This is a genomic window from Nocardia sp. NPDC004168 (assembly GCF_040610355.1).
Lineage (GTDB): Bacteria > Actinomycetota > Actinomycetes > Mycobacteriales > Mycobacteriaceae > Nocardia > Nocardia sichangensis.
Genome location: NZ_JBEXME010000014.1, coordinates 91,871 through 109,957 on the forward strand (window position 1 = coordinate 91,871; position 18,087 = coordinate 109,957).

At 68.2% G+C, this 18,087-nt stretch carries 21 protein-coding genes; 12 read left to right on the forward strand and 9 right to left on the reverse strand.

Translation table 11 applies throughout. The features are described from left to right. Positions 1-33: 33 nt before the first annotated feature. Together ABZW96_RS23805 and ABZW96_RS23810 are read left to right on the forward strand one after the other, a co-directional pair. The gene (locus ABZW96_RS23805; RefSeq protein ID WP_355077834.1) at positions 34-714 is read left to right on the forward strand and encodes a TetR/AcrR family transcriptional regulator; all 681 of its coding nucleotides are present in this window, start codon (positions 34-36) and stop codon (positions 712-714) included. A gap of 54 nt (positions 715-768) precedes the next feature. After that, entirely contained in the window at positions 769-2,067 is a 1,299-nt protein-coding gene (locus ABZW96_RS23810) for a D-arabinono-1,4-lactone oxidase (protein ID WP_355077835.1), read from the forward strand. Between the two features lie 19 nt (positions 2,068-2,086). Here the strand turns inward: ABZW96_RS23810 and ABZW96_RS23815 are convergent, their stop codons facing one another. Next, the gene (locus ABZW96_RS23815) at positions 2,087-2,842 is read right to left on the reverse strand and encodes a Sir2 family NAD-dependent protein deacetylase (RefSeq protein ID WP_355077836.1); all 756 of its coding nucleotides are present in this window, start codon (positions 2,840-2,842) and stop codon (positions 2,087-2,089) included. A gap of 107 nt (positions 2,843-2,949) precedes the next feature. Here ABZW96_RS23815 and ABZW96_RS23820 point away from each other — a divergent pair, with 107 nt between their 5' ends. The 3 genes from ABZW96_RS23820 (at position 2,950) to ABZW96_RS23830 (ending at position 5,321) form a co-directional block, all read left to right on the forward strand. Continuing rightward, entirely contained in the window at positions 2,950-3,861 is a 912-nt protein-coding gene (locus tag ABZW96_RS23820) for an oxygenase MpaB family protein (RefSeq protein ID WP_355077837.1), read from the forward strand. Positions 3,862-4,463: 602 nt separating this feature from the next. Further along, a complete protein-coding gene (locus tag ABZW96_RS23825) occupies positions 4,464-4,877 on the forward strand; it encodes an arsenate reductase ArsC (protein ID WP_355077838.1) in 414 nt (137 codons plus the stop codon). A gap of 54 nt (positions 4,878-4,931) precedes the next feature. Beyond that, complete coding sequence (locus tag ABZW96_RS23830; RefSeq protein WP_355077839.1) at positions 4,932-5,321, forward strand: VOC family protein; 390 nt, start codon at positions 4,932-4,934, stop codon at positions 5,319-5,321. Here ABZW96_RS23830 and ABZW96_RS23835 read toward each other — a convergent pair. Both ABZW96_RS23835 and ABZW96_RS23840 read right to left on the reverse strand, forming a co-directional pair. Next, on the reverse strand, positions 5,318-6,022 hold the full coding sequence (locus tag ABZW96_RS23835; protein ID WP_355077840.1) for a helix-turn-helix transcriptional regulator: 705 nt from the start codon (positions 6,020-6,022) through the stop codon (positions 5,318-5,320). The genes ABZW96_RS23830 and ABZW96_RS23835 overlap by 4 nt on opposite strands. A 73-nt stretch (positions 6,023-6,095) precedes the next feature. After that, a complete protein-coding gene (locus tag ABZW96_RS23840) occupies positions 6,096-6,797 on the reverse strand; it encodes a TetR family transcriptional regulator (protein ID WP_355077841.1) in 702 nt (233 codons plus the stop codon). An 85-nt stretch (positions 6,798-6,882) separates the two neighbouring features. Here ABZW96_RS23840 and ABZW96_RS23845 point away from each other — a divergent pair, with 85 nt between their 5' ends. Next, the gene (locus ABZW96_RS23845; RefSeq protein ID WP_355077842.1) at positions 6,883-8,052 is read left to right on the forward strand and encodes an FAD-dependent monooxygenase; all 1,170 of its coding nucleotides are present in this window, start codon (positions 6,883-6,885) and stop codon (positions 8,050-8,052) included. 25 nt (positions 8,053-8,077) lie between these two features. On the opposite strand, the gene ABZW96_RS23850 is transcribed toward ABZW96_RS23845, so the two are convergent. Then, positions 8,078-8,572, reverse strand: a complete 495-nt coding sequence (locus ABZW96_RS23850) for a hypothetical protein (RefSeq protein WP_355077843.1) — start codon at positions 8,570-8,572, stop codon at positions 8,078-8,080. 707 nt (positions 8,573-9,279) lie between these two features. Between ABZW96_RS23850 and ABZW96_RS23855 the strand changes: the two genes are divergently transcribed. The 3 genes from ABZW96_RS23855 (at position 9,280) to ABZW96_RS23865 (ending at position 12,290) form a co-directional block, all read left to right on the forward strand. Beyond that, on the forward strand, positions 9,280-10,674 hold the full coding sequence (locus ABZW96_RS23855) for a phosphatidylglycerol lysyltransferase domain-containing protein (protein ID WP_355077844.1): 1,395 nt from the start codon (positions 9,280-9,282) through the stop codon (positions 10,672-10,674). Positions 10,675-10,697: 23 nt separating this feature from the next. Continuing rightward, positions 10,698-11,636 carry a threonine/serine dehydratase gene (locus ABZW96_RS23860; RefSeq protein ID WP_355077845.1) on the forward strand — a complete coding sequence of 313 codons (939 nt, stop codon included), beginning with the start codon at positions 10,698-10,700 and terminating at the stop codon, positions 11,634-11,636. 105 nt (positions 11,637-11,741) lie between these two features. Further along, positions 11,742-12,290 carry a thioredoxin family protein gene (locus ABZW96_RS23865; RefSeq protein WP_355077846.1) on the forward strand — a complete coding sequence of 183 codons (549 nt, stop codon included), beginning with the start codon at positions 11,742-11,744 and terminating at the stop codon, positions 12,288-12,290. On the opposite strand, the gene ABZW96_RS23870 is transcribed toward ABZW96_RS23865, so the two are convergent. Further along, complete coding sequence (locus ABZW96_RS23870) at positions 12,271-12,498, reverse strand: hypothetical protein (RefSeq protein ID WP_355077847.1); 228 nt, start codon at positions 12,496-12,498, stop codon at positions 12,271-12,273. The two genes, ABZW96_RS23865 and ABZW96_RS23870, sit on opposite strands and share 20 nt — an antisense overlap. Before the next feature lie 300 nt (positions 12,499-12,798). Between ABZW96_RS23870 and ABZW96_RS23875 the strand changes: the two genes are divergently transcribed. After that, positions 12,799-13,314, forward strand: a complete 516-nt coding sequence (locus ABZW96_RS23875; protein WP_355077848.1) for an ester cyclase — start codon at positions 12,799-12,801, stop codon at positions 13,312-13,314. A 70-nt stretch (positions 13,315-13,384) separates the two neighbouring features. After that, entirely contained in the window at positions 13,385-14,311 is a 927-nt protein-coding gene (locus tag ABZW96_RS23880; RefSeq protein ID WP_355077849.1) for a hypothetical protein, read from the forward strand. A gap of 86 nt (positions 14,312-14,397) precedes the next feature. On the opposite strand, the gene ABZW96_RS23885 is transcribed toward ABZW96_RS23880, so the two are convergent. Continuing rightward, positions 14,398-15,012, reverse strand: a complete 615-nt coding sequence (locus ABZW96_RS23885) for a dihydrofolate reductase family protein (RefSeq protein WP_355077850.1) — start codon at positions 15,010-15,012, stop codon at positions 14,398-14,400. Positions 15,013-15,078: 66 nt separating this feature from the next. Next, complete coding sequence (locus ABZW96_RS23890; RefSeq protein WP_355077851.1) at positions 15,079-16,026, reverse strand: helix-turn-helix domain-containing protein; 948 nt, start codon at positions 16,024-16,026, stop codon at positions 15,079-15,081. Between the two features lie 153 nt (positions 16,027-16,179). Here ABZW96_RS23890 and ABZW96_RS23895 point away from each other — a divergent pair, with 153 nt between their 5' ends. After that, positions 16,180-16,635, forward strand: a complete 456-nt coding sequence (locus tag ABZW96_RS23895) for a hypothetical protein (protein WP_355077852.1) — start codon at positions 16,180-16,182, stop codon at positions 16,633-16,635. A gap of 3 nt (positions 16,636-16,638) precedes the next feature. Here ABZW96_RS23895 and ABZW96_RS23900 read toward each other — a convergent pair whose 3' ends face one another. Further along, the gene (locus ABZW96_RS23900) at positions 16,639-17,544 is read right to left on the reverse strand and encodes a universal stress protein (protein WP_355077853.1); all 906 of its coding nucleotides are present in this window, start codon (positions 17,542-17,544) and stop codon (positions 16,639-16,641) included. A 73-nt stretch (positions 17,545-17,617) separates the two neighbouring features. After that, positions 17,618-18,016, reverse strand: a complete 399-nt coding sequence (locus ABZW96_RS23905) for a hypothetical protein (RefSeq protein ID WP_355077854.1) — start codon at positions 18,014-18,016, stop codon at positions 17,618-17,620. Between the last annotated feature and the right edge of the window lie 71 nt (positions 18,017-18,087).

Below are 18,087 nucleotides of genomic sequence, written 5' to 3' on the forward strand. Positions count from 1 at the left end.
CCGGTTAATCCCCGATGTTGATAGAATGGCGGTGTGAATCACGCCACGGTCGCCTCTCCACCCCGGCGCCTGCGGGCCGATGCCGCGCGCAATCAGCAGCGGATCATCGCCGCGGCGCGGGAACTGTTCGCCGATCACGGACTCGAGATCACTCTCGACGACGTGGCCGAGCGCGCCGGTGTGGGTGTCGGCACGGTGTACCGCCGCTTCGCGAACAAGAAGGAACTGATCGTCGAAGTCTTCGACCAGAACCTGAACGATTTCGCCGACGCGGCCGACGCCGCCTACCGGCATCCCGATCCCTGGTTCGGACTCGTCGAGTTCTTCGAATACGCGTGTCGGCACATGGCCACGAATCGCGGATTCAGCGAAGTCATGCTGGAACTCGAAGACGACGAGACCGACCGATTCGCGGTCGTGCGCGATCGCATCAAGCCGAAGGTGCACGCCATCTGCGCACGCGCCCGCGACGCGGGCGTGCTCGCCGACGGCATCGAGCCCTCGGATTTCTTCGCGCTGGTGCACATGGTCGACGGTCTCGCCGAGTTCGCCAGGCCGGTCAATCCCGATGTCTGGCAGCGGTATATGGCCATCATGTTGAACGGCGTGCGCGGCGACAAGACGCCGCGTCAGCATCTCGTCGTCCCCCCGCTGAGCGACGACGAGGTCGAGCACGCCAAGCAACAGCTGACCTGCAGCTGGCGCAAGAGGTAGCGAAAACGAACCGTAAGTAGCGCGGGTCACACACACTCCCGTAGAGTTGGACACATGACCAATTCGTGGGTGAACTGGGCCGGCGATCAACGCTGCGCACCCGCACTCCTCGCCACGCCGCGCTCCGTCGACGAACTGGCCGGCCTGCTCGCCGACGCCGAAGCCGACGACCGGACCGTGCGCGTCGCGGGCAGCGGGCATTCGTTCACCGACGCCGTCCTTACCGACGGCACCTTGCTGAGCCTGGCGAACCTGAACCGCGTGCTCGACGTCGACCGGGCGAGCGGCCTGGTCCGGGTGGAGGCGGGCATCAGCCTGAACGCCGCCAGCACCGCCCTGCACGAGCACGGCCTCGCCTTCCCGAATCTGGGCGACGTCGACGTGCAGACCGTCGCGGGCGCCATCGCCACCGCTACCCACGGCACCGGCGCGACTTTGCAGAACCTCTCCGCCGCGGTGCATTCGGTGGAACTGATGCAGGCCGACGGAACCCTGGCGGAACTGAACGAGCAGACCGATCCCGACGGTTGGCGCGCGGCGCGCGTCGGCATCGGCGCACTGGGCGTCGTCACCGCCCTGACGCTGCGGATGGCGCCGTCCTTCGTGCTGGAGGGCATCGAGCGACCGATCCCGGTGGAGGACGTGCTCGCCGACCTGGATTCGTTCGTCGACGGCAACGAGCATTTCGAGTTCTACATGTTCGCGCACAGCCCGCTCGCCATGACCAAGCGCAACAACCGCGTGCTCCTGCCCGAACAGCCGCGCCCCAGAGCGGTGGACTGGTTCACCGACATCTTGTTGTCCAACTACCTGTTCGACGCGCTGTGCGGCCTGAGCCGCAGGCAGCCGCGCCTGCTCCCGTTGATCCAGCGCAGCGCCGCCTACGCGGGCAGCTACCGGCGTCAGGTGGACCGCTCCTACCGGGTGTTCGCGTCGCCGCGCCTGATCCGCTTCACCGAGATGGAGTACGCGATCCCGCGCGAGCACTCCGTCGACGCGATCCGCGAGATCAAGGAACTGTCCACTCGATTCGACACCCCGATGCCCATCGAGGTGCGGTGGGTCGCGCCCGACGACGCGTTCCTGTCCCCGGCGGCCGGCCGCGACACCTGCTACATCGCGGTGCACCAGTACCGGGGCATGGACTTCGAGCCATACTTCCGCGCCTGCGAAGCGGTTTTCGACCGCTTCCAGGGCCGCCCGCACTGGGGTAAACGCCACTTCCAGACCGCCGCGACGCTGCGCGGCCGCTATCCCGACTGGGATCGGTTCGCCGAGGTGCGCCGCCGCTTCGACCCGAAAGGGCGTTTCGCCAATCCCTATCTCGACCGGGTACTCGGCCCGGTCGGCTGAACCCGGCGCACCGCAGGCTTCACTCCGGTGGATCGGCGAGGAGCTCCGCGACCAGACGGGGCACGGCCGTGCCGATGGGTTCGCGGATGATCTCGGTGGCCATGGCGTCGTACGGCGTCGGCTCGGCGTTCACGATCACCAGATCCGCGCCGCTGCGCACGGCGATGGAGCACATCGACGCGGCGGGCTCGACCTGCAACGACGTTCCGATAGCCAGGAAGATGTCGCTCGTCTCCGCGGTGAGCGCGGCCTTGGTCATGGTGCGGCGGTCCATCTGCTGGCCGAACATCACGGTGGCGGACTTGAGGATGCCACCGCAGTCCGGACACGGCGGGTCGGGTTCTCCCGCGGCCACTCGCTCCAAGGTGGCGGACATCGAGGTCTGGTAATCGCATTCGATGCAGACCACCTCGAACATGTTGCCGTGGATCTCGATCACCCGATCCGGCGATGACCCCGCCCGCTGATGGAGGCGATCGATGTTCTGGGTGATGATGGTGACCGCTCGCCCGGCCCGCTCCAAGTCGGCGAGCGCGTTGTGCGCGGCGTTCGGGACGGCCTGCCAAGCCGGATTGTCCCGCCGCGCGAGCCAGGCGCGTTCCCGCAAGCCTCCGTCGGCCACGTAGTTCTGATAGGTCGACAGCAATTCGGCGATCGGATCCTTCGTCCACATCCCGCGCGGGCCGCGGAAATCCGGGATGCCGGAATCGGTGGAGATGCCCGCGCCCGTGAGTACTCCGATCCGGCCGGTACGACTGCGCCACTCGGTCGTCATATCTGCACAGCCTAGGGGCAGCGACGAGATCGGACACGGATAGACGATGAGAGATTGTTAGGGTTATTATCTCATTGTATGAGTTCGGCCGATCAAGGGAGATCACGATGACCGCGTCCGTCGCACGCGAATCCACCGGCGCGCGTATGCTGCCGCCCCGCCGCCCGATCGAACCGGGAACCCGCATGTGGGAACAGACCGGTCTGATCACGTTCTCCCTCACCGCGGGCTCGGCCTTCCTGTTGCAAACGATGGAACCGACCATCTCCGCGGTGGTGGACGAGTACTCCACCTTCCGCACCGATCCGATGGGACGTGCCACGCGCAGCCTGGCTTCGGTGATGATGTGGGTCTACGGCGGCGACGAGGCGCTCGCCGAGGCCGACCGCCTGCGGGAGCTGCACGCGTCACTGAACACCACCGACGCCAACGGCGTGCGCCACACCGCGCTGTCCAGCGCCCCGTGGGCCTGGGTGCTGCACACCGGGACGTTCGCCTTCACCGAAAGCGCCAAGTACTTCGCCAAGCGCCCGCTCACCGCGGCGGACAAGGAAGCGTACTTCCAGGAGACGCTGCAGCTGTTGCGCAATTTCTCGGTGGCGCCCAAGGAGATCCCTGCGAACTACACCGAATTCGAGAAGTTCTTCGACGACACCGTCGCGAACCATCTGGTCGCCACCGACACCGCGCGTGATTACCTGCGGGTGATCCGCTCCGTCGCGCCGCCGAAGCAACTGCCGCGCGTGCTGCGTCCGGCCTGGAAAGCGGCGGCCGCGCCGATCGGCTGGCTGCAGTACTTCGTGACGGTCGGCACCACGCCCGAGGTTGCGCGCCAGAAGCTCGGCCTGACCTGGACCACGGCCGACGAGCGCAAGCTCCGGATGCTCGGCCGGCTGATCGCGCGACTGGTGCCGCTGCTGCCGGAGCGGTTGCGTTACTTCCCGATCGCCTATGAAGCCCGCCGCCTCGAACGCGATCGTCAGCGGCTGCGCAAGATGATCGACCTGCGTCCGATCTGATCCGCCTCCGGGAAATAATCCCTTCTCCGGTGGACATGCGCGGCGGGCGAGACGATTCGATCCCCGCGGCCATGACATTCCGCTGATTCGCGCGTGTACCCCGGTCGACCTCGCATCGACCGGGGTACACGTGTCGGCGGTGCAAGAGACCGAAGCGCGTTCGGCGATGTGATATCGCGCGTTGCGTGGTGATCCGCATAACAGCGGCTACCGGGGTGATGCCCGCACGTCCTGAGCCTGTGCGCTCGCCGGATCGAATCGCGTATCGTCCCGCACTGCCGAAAGCTCGCGAACCGCAACGTCTCTGGATGCCGGGCCTTCCTCGTGCCTTCCGGTGCGCCCCTTCGGGCGAACACTCCTGCACTACCGTCCAGTCCCCTCCGGCATGCGAGTACGCGGCGGCGGCGCGATCTCGGATTCGGGCTCTGACCTGCGATCACCGTACGCGCGCGCACACGAAGGCACGGCGCGCCGTAACGATTCACGGCTCGCTGGTATACGTATCTCATACGCTCCGAAAGCGTTTCGGCTCACCCAGCCGGGCGGCCGGTCCGCCAGCCCAGCACACTTATGCTCCACCTTGCACATCGAAAGGCGTTCCCATGTCCCACAAGCCCAGTGTGCTGTTCGTCTGCGAACACAACGCGGGCCGTTCGCAAATGGCCGCCGGGTTCCTCACCGCCCTCGCGGGCGACCGGTTCGATGTGCGGTCGGCGGGCAGCGCACCGGCCGACACCCTGAACGCCACGGTGGTGGACGCCATGGCCGAGATCGGCATCGATATCTCAGGACACACCCCCAAGCCGCTCACGATGGACGCGATCGGCATCTCCGACGTGGTGGTCACCATGGGCGCGGGCGACGCCTGCCCGTTCTTCCCCGGCATCAGCTACCGCGACTGGATGCTGCCGGATCCCGCCGACCAGACCATCGATGTGGTGCGCACGATCCGCGACCACATTCGCATCCTGGTGGAGAATCTCATCGCCGAACTGGTCCCCGCACCCGCGCGGTAGGCGCTGTCCGATTCGTTCAAGACGCGCCCGCGCGGCACTGCCTACGCTGCCGGCATGACACCACAACTGGATGTGATCGGCATCGTCGTCCGCGATATGGCCGCCGCGGTGACCTTCTACCGCCGCCTCGGTCTCGACTTCCCGGACGGCTCGGAACACGAGGGGCATGCCGAGGCGGCTCTGCCCAACGGCCTGCGGCTCACGCTGGACACCGAAACCGTCATCCGCTCCTTCCATGCCGACTGGACGCCATCGACCGGAGCGGGCCGACTCGGAATCGCCTTTCGCTGCTCGGATCCCGCTGAAGTCGACGCCGTCTACGCCGAACTCGTGGACGCTGGATACCACGGCGAACTGAAGCCGTGGGACGCCTTCTGGGGGCAGCGCTACGCGGTGGTGCAGGACCCGGACGGCAACGGCGTCGACCTGTACGCCGCTCTCTAGGACTGGGCGAGGAGCTTTCCCAGCGGGATCCCGGCCAGCGCGCGCACCTCGCGCGACAGGTGCGCCTGGTCGGCGAAACCGGCTCGCGTCGCGGTTTCGGCGAGCGGTACGCCCTGGCGTGCCGTCCCCAGCGCGCGTTGCAAGCGCAGCACCCGCGCAAGGGTTTTCGGGCCGTAGCCGAAGGCATCCAGGCAGCGGCGGCGCAGGGTCCGCTCGCCGAGCCCGGCCGCGTCGGCGACCGCCGCCACCGGCCACCCGGCGTCGAGCGCGCCGACCAGCTTCCGCAGGAGCGGATCTGCCGGTTCGACCTCGGCCGCGCGCCGGCGCACGATGTGTTCCAGCGCTGCCGCCTGATCTCCGGCACCCGCGATCCGGTCGACCAGCGGCCGGACCATCGCCGACGGCCACAGCTGAGCCAGATCGACTCGCCGGTCACGCAACTCGCACGCCGGGACGCCGAGCAACGCGGGCGCGGTTCCCGGGAAGAACCGGACGCCGACATACCGATCGCCGGACGTTCCACCGGGATGGTGGGCACGGGTGTCCGGTCCCGCGACGACCAACCGGTCGTTCATCCAGATCAGATCCATGCAGCCGTCGGGCAGCACCGGCAGCGCGGAGCCACTGGCGTCGACGGTCTTGGTCCACAACACGGCGCCCGCGTACCTCGACGGCCGCTCGCGGTAGGCGGCATCGTCCATGCCGCCGACGCTACCCCGGGCCTCCGACGAACACGAGCGGCGCGTCTCAAAAATATCGTCTCAATAAGACGATTTATTTGAGATAGCGGTACAGCGTCGCCCGGGAGACACCCAACTCCCGGGCGATGTCCGGGACGCTGCGGCGCTCCGTGTCACGCATCCGCCGGGCGAGTTCGATCCGCTCCTCGGTCATCGCCGCGGGCCTTCCCCTGGACGCCGACGCGGGCCGCGTCCGGTCCGCGGGCGCCAACAGCAGGCGCACTCCTTCCAGCACCTCCGCACGCAACTGTTCGATCGGAGCCTCGGCGTACAGCACCACCGGGTCACTGAGCCCCGCCACCGCCTGGGTGGCTCGAACGCGCTCCGCGAAGGTGGCGTCCGGCCCAGCCACCAGGATGTTCGCCTGCATCATGGTCTTGCTGAACCGCTCGAAAATGGTTCCCGGAGCAACCAATGCCAGGTCTCGGACATTGAGCCGGAGCAGGTAGCGATGCGTGAGGAACACGTCGAGCAACCCTTCGATCACGCGACGTTGCGCCTCGCACGGATCGGGATCGGCCGCCTCGGCGACGACGCGTTCCATGGTGACGAGCAACGGTTCGGCCAAACCGGCCAGGATGTCGTACTTGCTCGGGTAGTGGTACAGCACGCCCGCCTTGGAGATGCCCAGCTGCTCGGCGATCGCGCGTACCGAGGTGCGGTGGTAACCATGCGTCCCGAACAGGTCCATGGCCACCTCGAGGATGCGCGCGCGGGTGGTCGTCTCGTCGCTCACGGTACACATCCTACCTGTTGACTGACCGATGGTCAGTGTCTTACATTCATGACTGACCAACGGTCAGTCGACGAAGGAGGCACTCATGGCCCACGAACCCCGCATTCTCATCTCCGGCGCGAGCATCGCCGGACCGACGCTCGCGTACTGGCTGGTGCGCAACGGCTTCCGGCCCACGGTGGTCGAGCGCAGCCCCGCACTGCGCCCGGGCGGCAACGGCGTCGACATCCGGGCCAATTCGGTGCGGATCGCGGAGCGCATGGGTGTGCTGCCGCGGCTGCGCGAACGAGCCACCGACATCCGCGAGTTGACCTTCGTCGACGCCGCCGACCGCCGCGTCGCGGGCATGAGCACCAGCACCTTCAACGGGGACGGCGACCTCGAGATCATGCGCGGCGACCTGGCCCAGGTGCTGTACGAGGCGACCGCCGACGACGTCGAGTTCAGCTTCGGAGATTCGATCGCCGCGATCGATCAGCACGAGGGCGGCGTCGAGGTGACCTTCGACAGCGGCAAGCAGGCCGAATTCGACTTGGTTCTCGGCGCCGACGGATTGCATTCGCGGACAAGGAATCTCGCCGTGGCACCCGAGGCGGACGCGCTGCACCACCTCGGTGTGTACTTCGCCACCGCGCGTATCGACACCGAGCTCGGACGTCCGCACTCGGTGACGCTCTACAACACGCCGGGGAAGGTGGCCGGCGTCTACCGCTCGGGGGCCCACGACACCGCGACGGCGTTCTTCGCCTTCCGCGAGGACCGCGTGCTCGAGGTCGACCACCGCGACCAGGATGCCCAGAAAGCCCTGCTGCGCGGGTATTTCGACGACCAGGCCTGGCAGGTGCCCACCCTGCTCGACCAGGCCGCCGCCGACGACGGCTTCTATTTCGACGCGGTGAGCCAGGTCCGCATACCGGCCTGGTCGAAGGGGCGGGTCGCGCTGGTCGGCGACGCCGGTTACTGCGCGACGCTGCTGTCGGGCGCGGGCGCGGCGCTGGCCATCGAGGGCGCACATCTGCTCGCGACCGAGCTGGCCGCAGCGGGCGGTGACCATCGGATCGCCTTCCGCCGCTATGAGCAAGCCCTGCGTCCGACCGTGCTGCGGGCACAGCGTTCGGTGCGGGCGAGCAGTTCCATGCTGATTCCGGCCACCGGCGGTCGCATCTGGTTGCGCAACCAACTGACTCGCCTGATGGTGTTGCAGTCCCTCGCGTCTCGCGTCTACCGGCCGGTCGAGGTGCGGGCCGCCGCCTGAACAGCCGGGCACCGCGCCGGTGCGATCAGCGCTGCGGCGGCGCGATCGGCACGATCTCGCGCGGCACGACGCGCAGATACGGATCACGATGAGCGGCAGCGATCTTCGACTCCGCGTCCCGGCAACCCACGGTGACGTCGCTGTTCGGGGCGGAGGAGAACGTCCACACCGTCACCCATTCCGTCCCGCCGAACGTCTCGGTCTTCTTCGCGTCCGACGAGCGCAGATCTTCATTCCGGCCGGAACTATCGGTGACTGTGCAGCGAATACCACCGACGGCTTGACCCCAAGCGGCGGGAGCCCGGATATCGAGCACCGCATCGGCGGGCACCGGAACTTTCTTTACTTCACCCAGCAAAATCCGGAGCCCGCCGTCCGCCGCCTCGTCGTCGCGCGCTCCGGCCGTCGTGGCCGGAGCGCTCGAGGCGGCACCGACGGTCGTCGAGGTCGCCGCCGACCCCTCCGAAGGATCGTCGGAACACCCGGACACAGCAGCGACTACCAGCGCGGCAATCGCCATCCAGCTCAGTTTCACAGTCGGACCTCTCGTCGCGCCCACTCCTCAGGCGGTTGGTTCGGATCAGCCAGGCACTGAGCATGACAACGGGACAGCGGAAAATCGCGGATACACGCCGAGGAATCAGCAATCGGGCTGCAATCGACCGAATCAGCCCCCAAGAGAAAGAAATAGGGTTGAATTGTCGATTTGCTTCGATCATGCTCCGCGCACATTCGGGCAATCGGTCTGCAGCCGAGGATTCTCCTATGTCGTCGCGCGGGCGCACATCGCGCGGCCGGCATCGCACCGGTTGACCGCCGAAATCCGACCTCGGAGCCCCGATGATTTCGCCCGTGACGTCGGCGGCGACCTTCGGCGATCGGATCGCGGCCCGCCCGGACAGCCCGCGCCACCACGCGGCGGGCATCACGGCGGAACTGCTGGTCGCTCACGCCGATCAGGACGGTCCACGCCACCCGATCAGATCGCACGACTGGAAGCGGCCCTGGCGAAGGAATAAAACGGGATTCATCCGATGTTTGCCCCTGGGGGCGGCACGTGCCCTGCGTCCGGCTCGGTTCGTGCCCCCGGGCTACCCGACGGTTCGGAAAGGCATTTCCCCTGGACCGTCCGGTGCGCATAGTGTGTTCGGTAGGCGATCATCTGGAGGGCCACCATGGCGAAACTGTCGTGGGTAGCGAAGCGCGCGGGCAGAGCGGAGCCCGCTCGTGCCTGACGGTCAGGGAACCTCCAGCTCGCGCACACTGCGCGCCACCACCCTCAGCGGCTACCGGGAAGCCGCTTTCACCACTACGCCCGCCGCGCGCGCCACGCTGATCACCCTGGCGCTGCTGATCGCGGTGATCCTGGCCTACGAGGCCAACGCCACCTCGAACGAGACCGTCGACCACGGCTGGTTCGTCGCACTCGCGCTGTCCGGCGTCTTCGTCGCGCGAGGGCTGCACCTGCGCAGGCCGATCACGCTTCCGCACCTCACCGCCGCGGTGCTGGTGCTGGCCGTCGCGCATCTGGCCTACCGCGCCGAGCATCCCGGCGCCGGATTCGTGCTGCTGGCCGCCACCGGCTTCGTTCTGGTGCTGCCGATAGCCAGCAAACCGCAGCCCGACCAGCTGTACCGAGTGGCAGAACTGGTCGGCCGCACCGAGGGCGATGCGCTGGCGCCGTTCGCCTTGCACTCGTCGAAGACCTACTTCTTCAACGCGTCGTCGACCGCCGCGATCGGCTATCGCGCTCGCTTCGGCATCGCCGCCGTGGCGGGCGACCCGATCGGTGATCGCGCGGCCTTCCCCGAACTGGTCGCCGCCTTCTCCGACTTCGCGGTCAACCAGGGCTGGCGCGTCGCCGTGCTGGGCGCGAGCCCGGAACTAGCGGATCTGTGGCAGGTGTGGGCGCTGGAGCATCGCGGGCTGCACGCGGTACCGATCGGCCGCGACGTGGTGCTCGATGTGGACGAGTTCGACCTCGTCGGCCGCAAGTTCCGCAACCTGCGCCAAGCCGTGAGCCGGACCAAGAATTTCGGCGTCACCACCGAGGTGGTGTACGAGTCGGCCCTCACCGAACAACGACGCGAGGAACTGCTGGCCATCGTCGACGAATGGCGGCGCGGCAGGCAGACCCGTGGCTTCTCGATGATCCTGGACCACCTGCTCGACGGACGGAATCCCAACATGCTGGTGGTCATCGCCAGCGACGCCGACGGCAATCCCGTTGGCTTCCAGCGCTACGGCATCTCGGACCGGGGCCGGGAACTGAGCCTCGACGTGCCGTGGCGGCGCAAGGACGCACCCAACGGCCTGGACGAACGCATGATCGTCGATCTGGTCGACTACGCCGCCGCGCACGATATCCACCGGATCTCGCTGGCTTTCGCCCCCTTCCCGGAACTGTTCGCCGAGAAGGACAAATCGCGCACGGCCACGCTGCTCTACGTGCTGGTGCACCTCGCCGATCCACTGATCCGGCTGGAATCGCTCTACCGCTTCCTGCGGAAATTCCACGCGCTGTCGGATCAGCGCTACGCCTTGATCCGCTGGCGCGAAGTGGTCATCGCCGCCGCCGCCCTGCTCACCCTGGAGTTCGCCCCGCACCGCCGCGAGTACTGAGCGGCACGGTACCGAGGAGTTCGATGGAACTGACGCACAGCGACGTGAAGGCCGCTGCCGAACGGGTGGCCGGGCTGGTCAGACCGGTGGCCGTGGCGCAGGCCGACCACACGGGCGAGCTGTGGTTCGCATTGGAGTTCCTGCAGCACACCGGCAGCTTCAAAGCCCGGGGTGCGCTGAACTTCTTGCTCACGCATCGCGAGAACGGGACGCTACCCCGGGTAGGCGTGACGATCGCCTCGGGTGGCAACGCCGGACTCGCGTGCGCGTGGGCAGCGCGCAGCCAGGGGATTCCCGCCACGGTGTTCCTGCCGACCACCGCGCCGCGGGTCAAAGTGGACCGGTTGACCTCCTATGGCGCCGACGTCCGCCTGGTGGGGACGCAATACGCCGACGCGCTCGCGGCCAGTCGCGAATTCGCCGACGCCACCGGCGCCCTGCTCTCCCACGCCTACGACAACCCGCTGATCGCCGCGGGTGCGGGCACGCTCATGACCGAGATCCACGAGCGCATCCCCGATCTCGGCGCCGTCGTGGTCGCGGTCGGCGGCGGCGGGCTGTTCGCGGGTGTGGCCACCGCCGCCGATCACTACGGCGTCCGGACCGTCGCCGTCGAACCGGTTCATTGCCGCGCGCTGCACGCCGCGATCGAGGCCGAGCAGGTCGTGGACGTGGAGGTCGACTCGATCGCCGCCGACTCGCTCGGCGCCCGGCGCGCCTCGCAGCTGGCGCTGACGGCCGCACAGCGCTACGACGTGGCCTCGGTGCTGGTCGACGACGACGCGATCGTGGCCGCGCGCCGCGAGCTGTGGGCGCAGCGCCGCCTCGCCGTCGAGCACGCCGCGGCGACCGCCTTGGCGGCGATACGCGGCGCGGAGCCGGCGTTCCGACTTAGGCCCGGCGAGCGGGTGTGCGTGGTGCTGTGCGGAGCGAACACTGATCCGGCCGATCTGACCTGCTGAGAAGCCCGCCACGCCGACTGACCGCTCATCGGCGTATTTCCGACGAATCGGACGACACGGGGTTAGGCTCCCGCTGTCCTCTGCGATCCCGACGGAAGGCACACCATGGCGCATACCTCACACATGGTTCCCATCGGCACACCGCTACCCGACTTCGCTCTACCCGATCTCGACCAGCGGATCTACTCCCGCGACGACTTCGCGGACGGACCCGGTCTGCTGGTCGTCTTCGCGTGCAATCACTGCCCCTACGTCAAGCACATCGAGGCCGCGCTCGGCGAACTGGTCGACTCGCTGCCGTCCATGCCGACCGTGGCCATCTGCACCAACGACGCGACCGCCTACCCGGACGACGCACCGCTGCGGCTGCGCGACCAAGCGATCCGCGCGGGCTGGACGTTTCCCTATCTCGTCGACGAGGAGCAGCACGTGGGGCGGGCCTTCCGCGCCGCATGCACTCCCGATTTCTTCCTCTACGACGCCGACCTCCGACTCGCCTACCGCGGCGCATTCGACGAATCGACGCCCGGGAACGGCAAGCCGCTGACCGGGGACGACTTGCGCACGGCCGTCGAGGCCGTGCTCGCGGGCGAGCCCGCGCCCGAACCACACCGGCCGAGCATGGGTTGCTCGATCAAATGGCGGGACGCCTGAAGATTTCCCACTGGGCGGTGGCGGCCCGCCGCACGGCGCGCGAGGCCTTGCCGACGTGACCGGCGTCGTACGGCGGCTGCGGGTCGTACTCGATGATCAATTGAGCGATCTGTGCCTGCTCCGCGCCGAAGACGTCCCCGACCAGCCACAGCGCCAGATCGATGCCTGCGGAGACTCCTGCGGCCGTAGCTGTTCTCCCGTTACGCACCACTCGTTCCTCCGGGCGAACGTCCGCGCCGAGTGCGCGCAATGCCGACTGCGCCGGCCGATGCGTCGTGGCAGGCGTCCGTCCAGCAGTCCGGCCGCGGCCAGTACCAGCGAACCCGTGCACACCGAGCTCGTCCACCGGGTGGGGCTCCGGTGCGCTCGCCGCAGCCAGGCCGGCAGCGCGTCGTCGACCGCGGCCGCCGCCGGGCCGGGCCCGTCGGGACGAGCAGGATGTCGGGCGTGGGCGTGGAGCGCGGTCATCCCCGAATAGGTCACTATCGCGATGACGAAAGGATTACCGTTGACGAACTCAGGCGACCCGGGCTCGGTGGCGCGTCGTTACGTCGAGGCCATCGGCGAGCAGGACTGGCAAACCGTCTCCGACTGCTGGCGGCCGGGTGCGATCGACGTGTTCGTCGGCGTCGCCGATCTGCGCGCTCCGGGCGAGGTCGTGGCCTTCTTCCGTGACGTGCACGCCGCGGTCCCCGACCTGACGGTGGAGATCCTCTCGGTCACAGCGCAAGACGAGCGTGCCGTGGTGCACTGGCGCATGCACGGCCGGTTCGACGGCACCGCGCCGCTGATCGGGTTGGCCCCCAACGGAAGACACCTCGATCTGCTGGGCACCGACGTGTTCGTCGTGCGCGAGGGGCTGATCGAGTCGAACACGGCGATCGTCAACGGGCTGGAACTCGCCCGCCAACTCGCCGTGCTGCCCCCGCAGCACTCGATCGCCGAGCGGGTGCTGTTCGGACTCGCCAATTCGATTGCCCCACTGGGCAAAGCGATTCGCGCACGGAACCGTTCCGGACGATGAGCCACGCTGCCGATCCCGCCTCCGATGAGGGACACTGTTCCCGACACCGGGGATCGAAAGGGGTGGGACGTTGGCGACGATCGTCCTCGTGCACGGCATCGCGCAGGAACAGGAATCGGCCGACACGCTGGAGGCGCGCTGGTTGCCCGGACTCGCCGGAGGCGTACGCAACTACGGCGCACCCGAATTGGCGGACCGATTGTGGCGCAACGGTACTCCCGGCGACTTGTCGACCCGCATGGCGTTCTACGGCAATCGGTTCCTGGTCGAGGGCGCCCAGGGTGCGGGGACCGAACTCGACGACGAGCAACTCGACCTGATGGAGCAACTCGCGGCCACGTGGCTCGCGACAGCCGTGGAGCACGCCGGTGACCAGCGCGATCGGGCGACGGCCCGCCGACTCGGCACTCCCCCGCCGCCGGACGCGGTGGCGCAGGGAGCGAACGCGAGGCTGCGGCCCGCTTTGAACGCGCTGATGCGCTTGCGCTGGTTCGCGCCGTTCGGGTTCGGGCTGGCCCAGAAGTTCGTCATAGCGGCACTGTCCCAGGTCACCCGGTACTTCACCGACGACGAGGTGCGGGAGTACGCCCAGCGGCAGGTGCTCGACCAGATCGGCCCCGAAACGCGCCTGGTGATCGCGCACTCGCTCGGCAGCGTGGTGGCCTACGAGGCGCTGCACCGCACCGACCATCCGGTGTCCCTGCTGACCATGGGCTCGCCACTGGGCCTGCGCACGGTCGTGTACGACCGGCTGCGCCCGCAGCCGAGCACCGTGCCGAAGGCGGTGACGAACTGGCACAACCTGGTGGACGAGGACGATCTCGTCGCGGCGCACCTCGATCTCACCGTGTTCTTCCCGCCGTATCCCGGCGGCACCGTCGCTCCGGTCACCGAGCCGCACTTCGACAACGGCGCGTCGCCGCACGACTCCACGAGCTACCTCGTCAAATCGGTCACCGGCGGCATCGTCACGAAAGCGCTCGGACACTCCATATAGTTCGCATTGACACTGTCCGAGTTTCGAAATGGCGAGCGCTGGACCGAAACTCAGCGGCAACCCCCTGCGCGATCCGGAGCCGACGCTTACCGAACGCTCTGGGACAGATGCACTTTCGCGTCTTCGTACGTTCCGGCGAGCGCGGCCTCGTCGCGGGTGTAAACCAGGTGCAGCACCCCGGTGTCGAAGGTCTCCGAGGACAGCAGGCGCAGCGGAACAGTGGTTGCGCCGTCCTGGAACAGGCGCTCGCCTTTGCCGACCGCGATCGGATGCACCAGCAGGTGCAGTTCGTCCAGCAGCCCGGCGGCCAGCAACTGACGGACGACCGAGACCGAGCCGCTCATGCCGATGTCCCCGCCCGGCTCGCCCTTCAATGCCGTCACCGCCTCGATCAGGTCGCCGTCGATCACTTCGGAGTTGCGCCAGGTGAATTCGAGGTTCTGCCGCGTCACCACGAGTTTGCGCGCATCGCCCAGTTTCTTCGCGAACGCCGCGTCCGGGCCGCCCGCCGCTTCGCGCTCCGGCCATGCGCCCGCGAAGCTCTCGTAGGTCCTGCGGCCGAGCAACAGGGTGTCGGCGGCGCCGAGTTGGGCGTCGACAGCCGCCCCCATGGCGTCGTCGAAATACGGGAAGTGCCAGTTCTGCGGATCTTCGATGACGCCGTCGAGGGCGATGAACAGGCCTGCGGTGATTTTCCTCATGCGCGTTGCTCCTGGATCGGTGTTGCGAACTCGGTCGCTTGATCCGACGGGGTGACGCGCGAGAACTCATCGGTCGGCGTGAAAGGCTGCCCGGTAGTTGTGCGGGCTCGTCCCGACCACTCGCTTGAAGCGGTCGCGGAACGCGGTCGGCGACCCGAAACCGACCTGGCCCGCGATCCGGTCCACCGGGTGACTGGTGACTTCGAGCAGATGCTGCGCCTGCCGGATGCGCGCACGCAACAGCCATTGCAGGGGCGTCGTTCCGGTGTGCTCGCGAAACCGCCGGTTGAGCGTGCGGGTGCTCATTCCGGCTTGTACGGCGATCTCGTCGAGGGAGAGGTCGCGCGCGGAGTTGTCCTGGATCCACCGCAGCACCGGCTCCAGCACCGAGCCGCGCGGCGTCGGTGGCTGGTCGTGCACGATGAACTGCGCCTGTCCCCCTTCCCGCTCCAGCGGCACGACGGATTTCCTGGCCGCGTCCGCCGCCACCGCCGAGCCGTAGTCGCGGCGGACCATGTGCAGGCACAGATCGATCCCGGCCGCGGCGCCCGCCGAGGTGAGCAACGAACCGTTGTCCACGTACAGCACGCCGGGGTCCACCTCTATCTCCGGGTAGCGGGCCGCTAGTTCCGCGGTGGCGAGCCAGTGCGTGGTCGCGCGATGGCCGTTCAGCAATCCGGTCGCCGCCAAGATGAAGGCGCCGGAACAGATCGACGCGATACGGGTGCCCGCGGCGGCGGCCCGGCGTAGCGCGTCGATCGCCTCGGCCGGCACCGGCAGGCCCGGATCGGCGCAGCCGGGCAGCACGATCGTGTCGGCCTCGGCCAGCGCGTCGAGCCCCCGGGACGCACACAGCGTGAACACGCCCGCGTCGACCGTCGGCGCGGGCGCGCAGACCAGCACGCGATAGGCGGGGCGTCCGTCGGGCAGGCAGGTTCGCCCGAACACCTCCACCGGCGTGGCCAGATCGAACGAGATCACTCCGTCCAGCGCGAGTACGACCACGGTGTGCATGGCAATAGCGTAGTTATCCGGTCGATTTCAGCCAATGCCGATCTAGTGCGCCCTGGGAGGAGTGGGCAGTTCAAGGCTAATGGCGAGAATCAATCGCTATATGGCACTTTCGCCAATTTCTCGTACGCGCCGCGCTTACTAGTGTCGACCGCCGTGACGAAGTTCCTGCTCTCGGTCCACGTGCTCGCCGTGATCATCGCCGTCGGACCCGTGACGGTGGCTGCCAGCATGTTTCCCGCCACCACCCGCCGCGCCCTCGCCCCATCCGGAGCCGAGCACAGCCGCGCCGTCCTCGGCACGTTGCATCGCATCTGCCGGGTCTACGCTCTGCTCGGCGTGCTCGTCCCGGCCTTCGGTCTGCTCACCGCGCTGAGTCTCGGCGTGCTCAGCGACGCATGGCTGATGGTGTCGATCGGGTTGACGGCCGCCGCGGCGGGTGTGCTCGCACTGCTCGTGCTGCCGGGACAGCAGAAGATCCTGGCAGACCTCACCGGGACGACACCGACGCTGATCCGCCGTCTCGCCATGGACACCGGGGTGTTCAACCTGCTGTGGGCGGCGGTCACCGTTCTGATGATCGTCCGGCCGGGTTCGACGACCGGAGCGTAACGCTCAGTCGGGCAGGTGGCGGACCACCATCGACAGGTCGCGGACGATCATGATCGGGCACGCCACCGACAGCAGCAGCGCCTGACTGGTCGAGCCGAGCAGCATGCCTGCGAACCCACCTCGGCCCCGGCTACCGACCACGAGCAACTGGGCTCGCTCGGAGCGTTCGAGCAGACAGCGCTCGGGCCGATCGGTCACGATCTCGCGCCGGATCTCGACGTCCGGAAAGCGCTCCTGCCATCCGGCGAGGCTCTCCGCGAGCACGATCTGCTTTTCGGTGTCACCTGCGAGCTCCGCCCTCGCCGACGGCAATTCGACGCCGGTCCACACGTGCAGTGCCAGCAGAGGCACATCCCGCGCCGAGGCCTCGTGCAGTGCCGCTTCGATGGCGGGTTCACTGACCTCCGTACCGTCCACCCCGACCACGATCAGCTGCTTCCTGGCCTCCGGGCTGAGCGGCGCGCCCTCCCGGACCACGACCAGCGGGCAGCGCGCCCGGCGGGCCAGCGCCGCGCTCACCGACCCGAGCAGAGCGCGCCGGACGGTCCCGCGTTCCCGGGTTCCGACCACCATCATCCGCGCTCCGCGGGTACGGTCCAGCAGCGCCGGACCGACCGGCTCGTACACCAACTCGGTGGTGATCTCGATGTCGTGCAACGCCCGGACCGCGATGAGCGCCTCCTCGGTCGCGGTGTCCAGCACCCAGCGACCGTGCCCCTCCAATCGGGCGTAGTCGGTGCTGGTGAGCGGTTCGGTGACGCCGGGCCCGTAGTCGGCGACCGGATCCAGCACGTGCACCAGACACAGCGGCGCCCGATGCTGCGCGGCCGCCTGCGCTCCCCACGCGACCGCCGCCGCCGATCCGGCGGACCCGTCCACACCGACCACGATCGGCCCGTTGCTTCGCATGCTCACTTCCTTTCCCGACGAAAAGATCGAGCTCAGCACCGCCGATTTCGACACTACCGGCGCGGCGGACCCGTCAACCGCCGAGGACGACGCACGCGTACCCCAGGTGGACGCCTTCACCGACCCGCAGGTCGATTCCCGCCACATACGGTGCGTACGGCTCTTGTACCGCGCTGACGGTGTGCGGCCCCGGTGTCGCGGGCACCCAGTCGATCAGTGCGACGCCGCCCGACGGGCGGACCACGCCGAACGGGATGCCGTTGTCGTAGAACGTCACCGGTGTGACGATGTCGGTCACCGTCGCTCGCGCGGTGTAGGTGCAGCCTGTTCCGTAGTTCGTCGCCAAGCCGAAATTGATGCCGGGATACATCCCCACCTGGGTCACCGTGGCTCCGGCCAGGGGTGGGCAAGCCAGCGCGACTGCCGCGCCGGTTCCGATCGCCGCCGCTATCGCGGCAACTCCTTTTCGCATGCGGAGTGGTCCTATCGGTCGTGAGTCGCTCTTCGTCGAACGGACGCCGGCCGCGCACCGGCGCGATAACT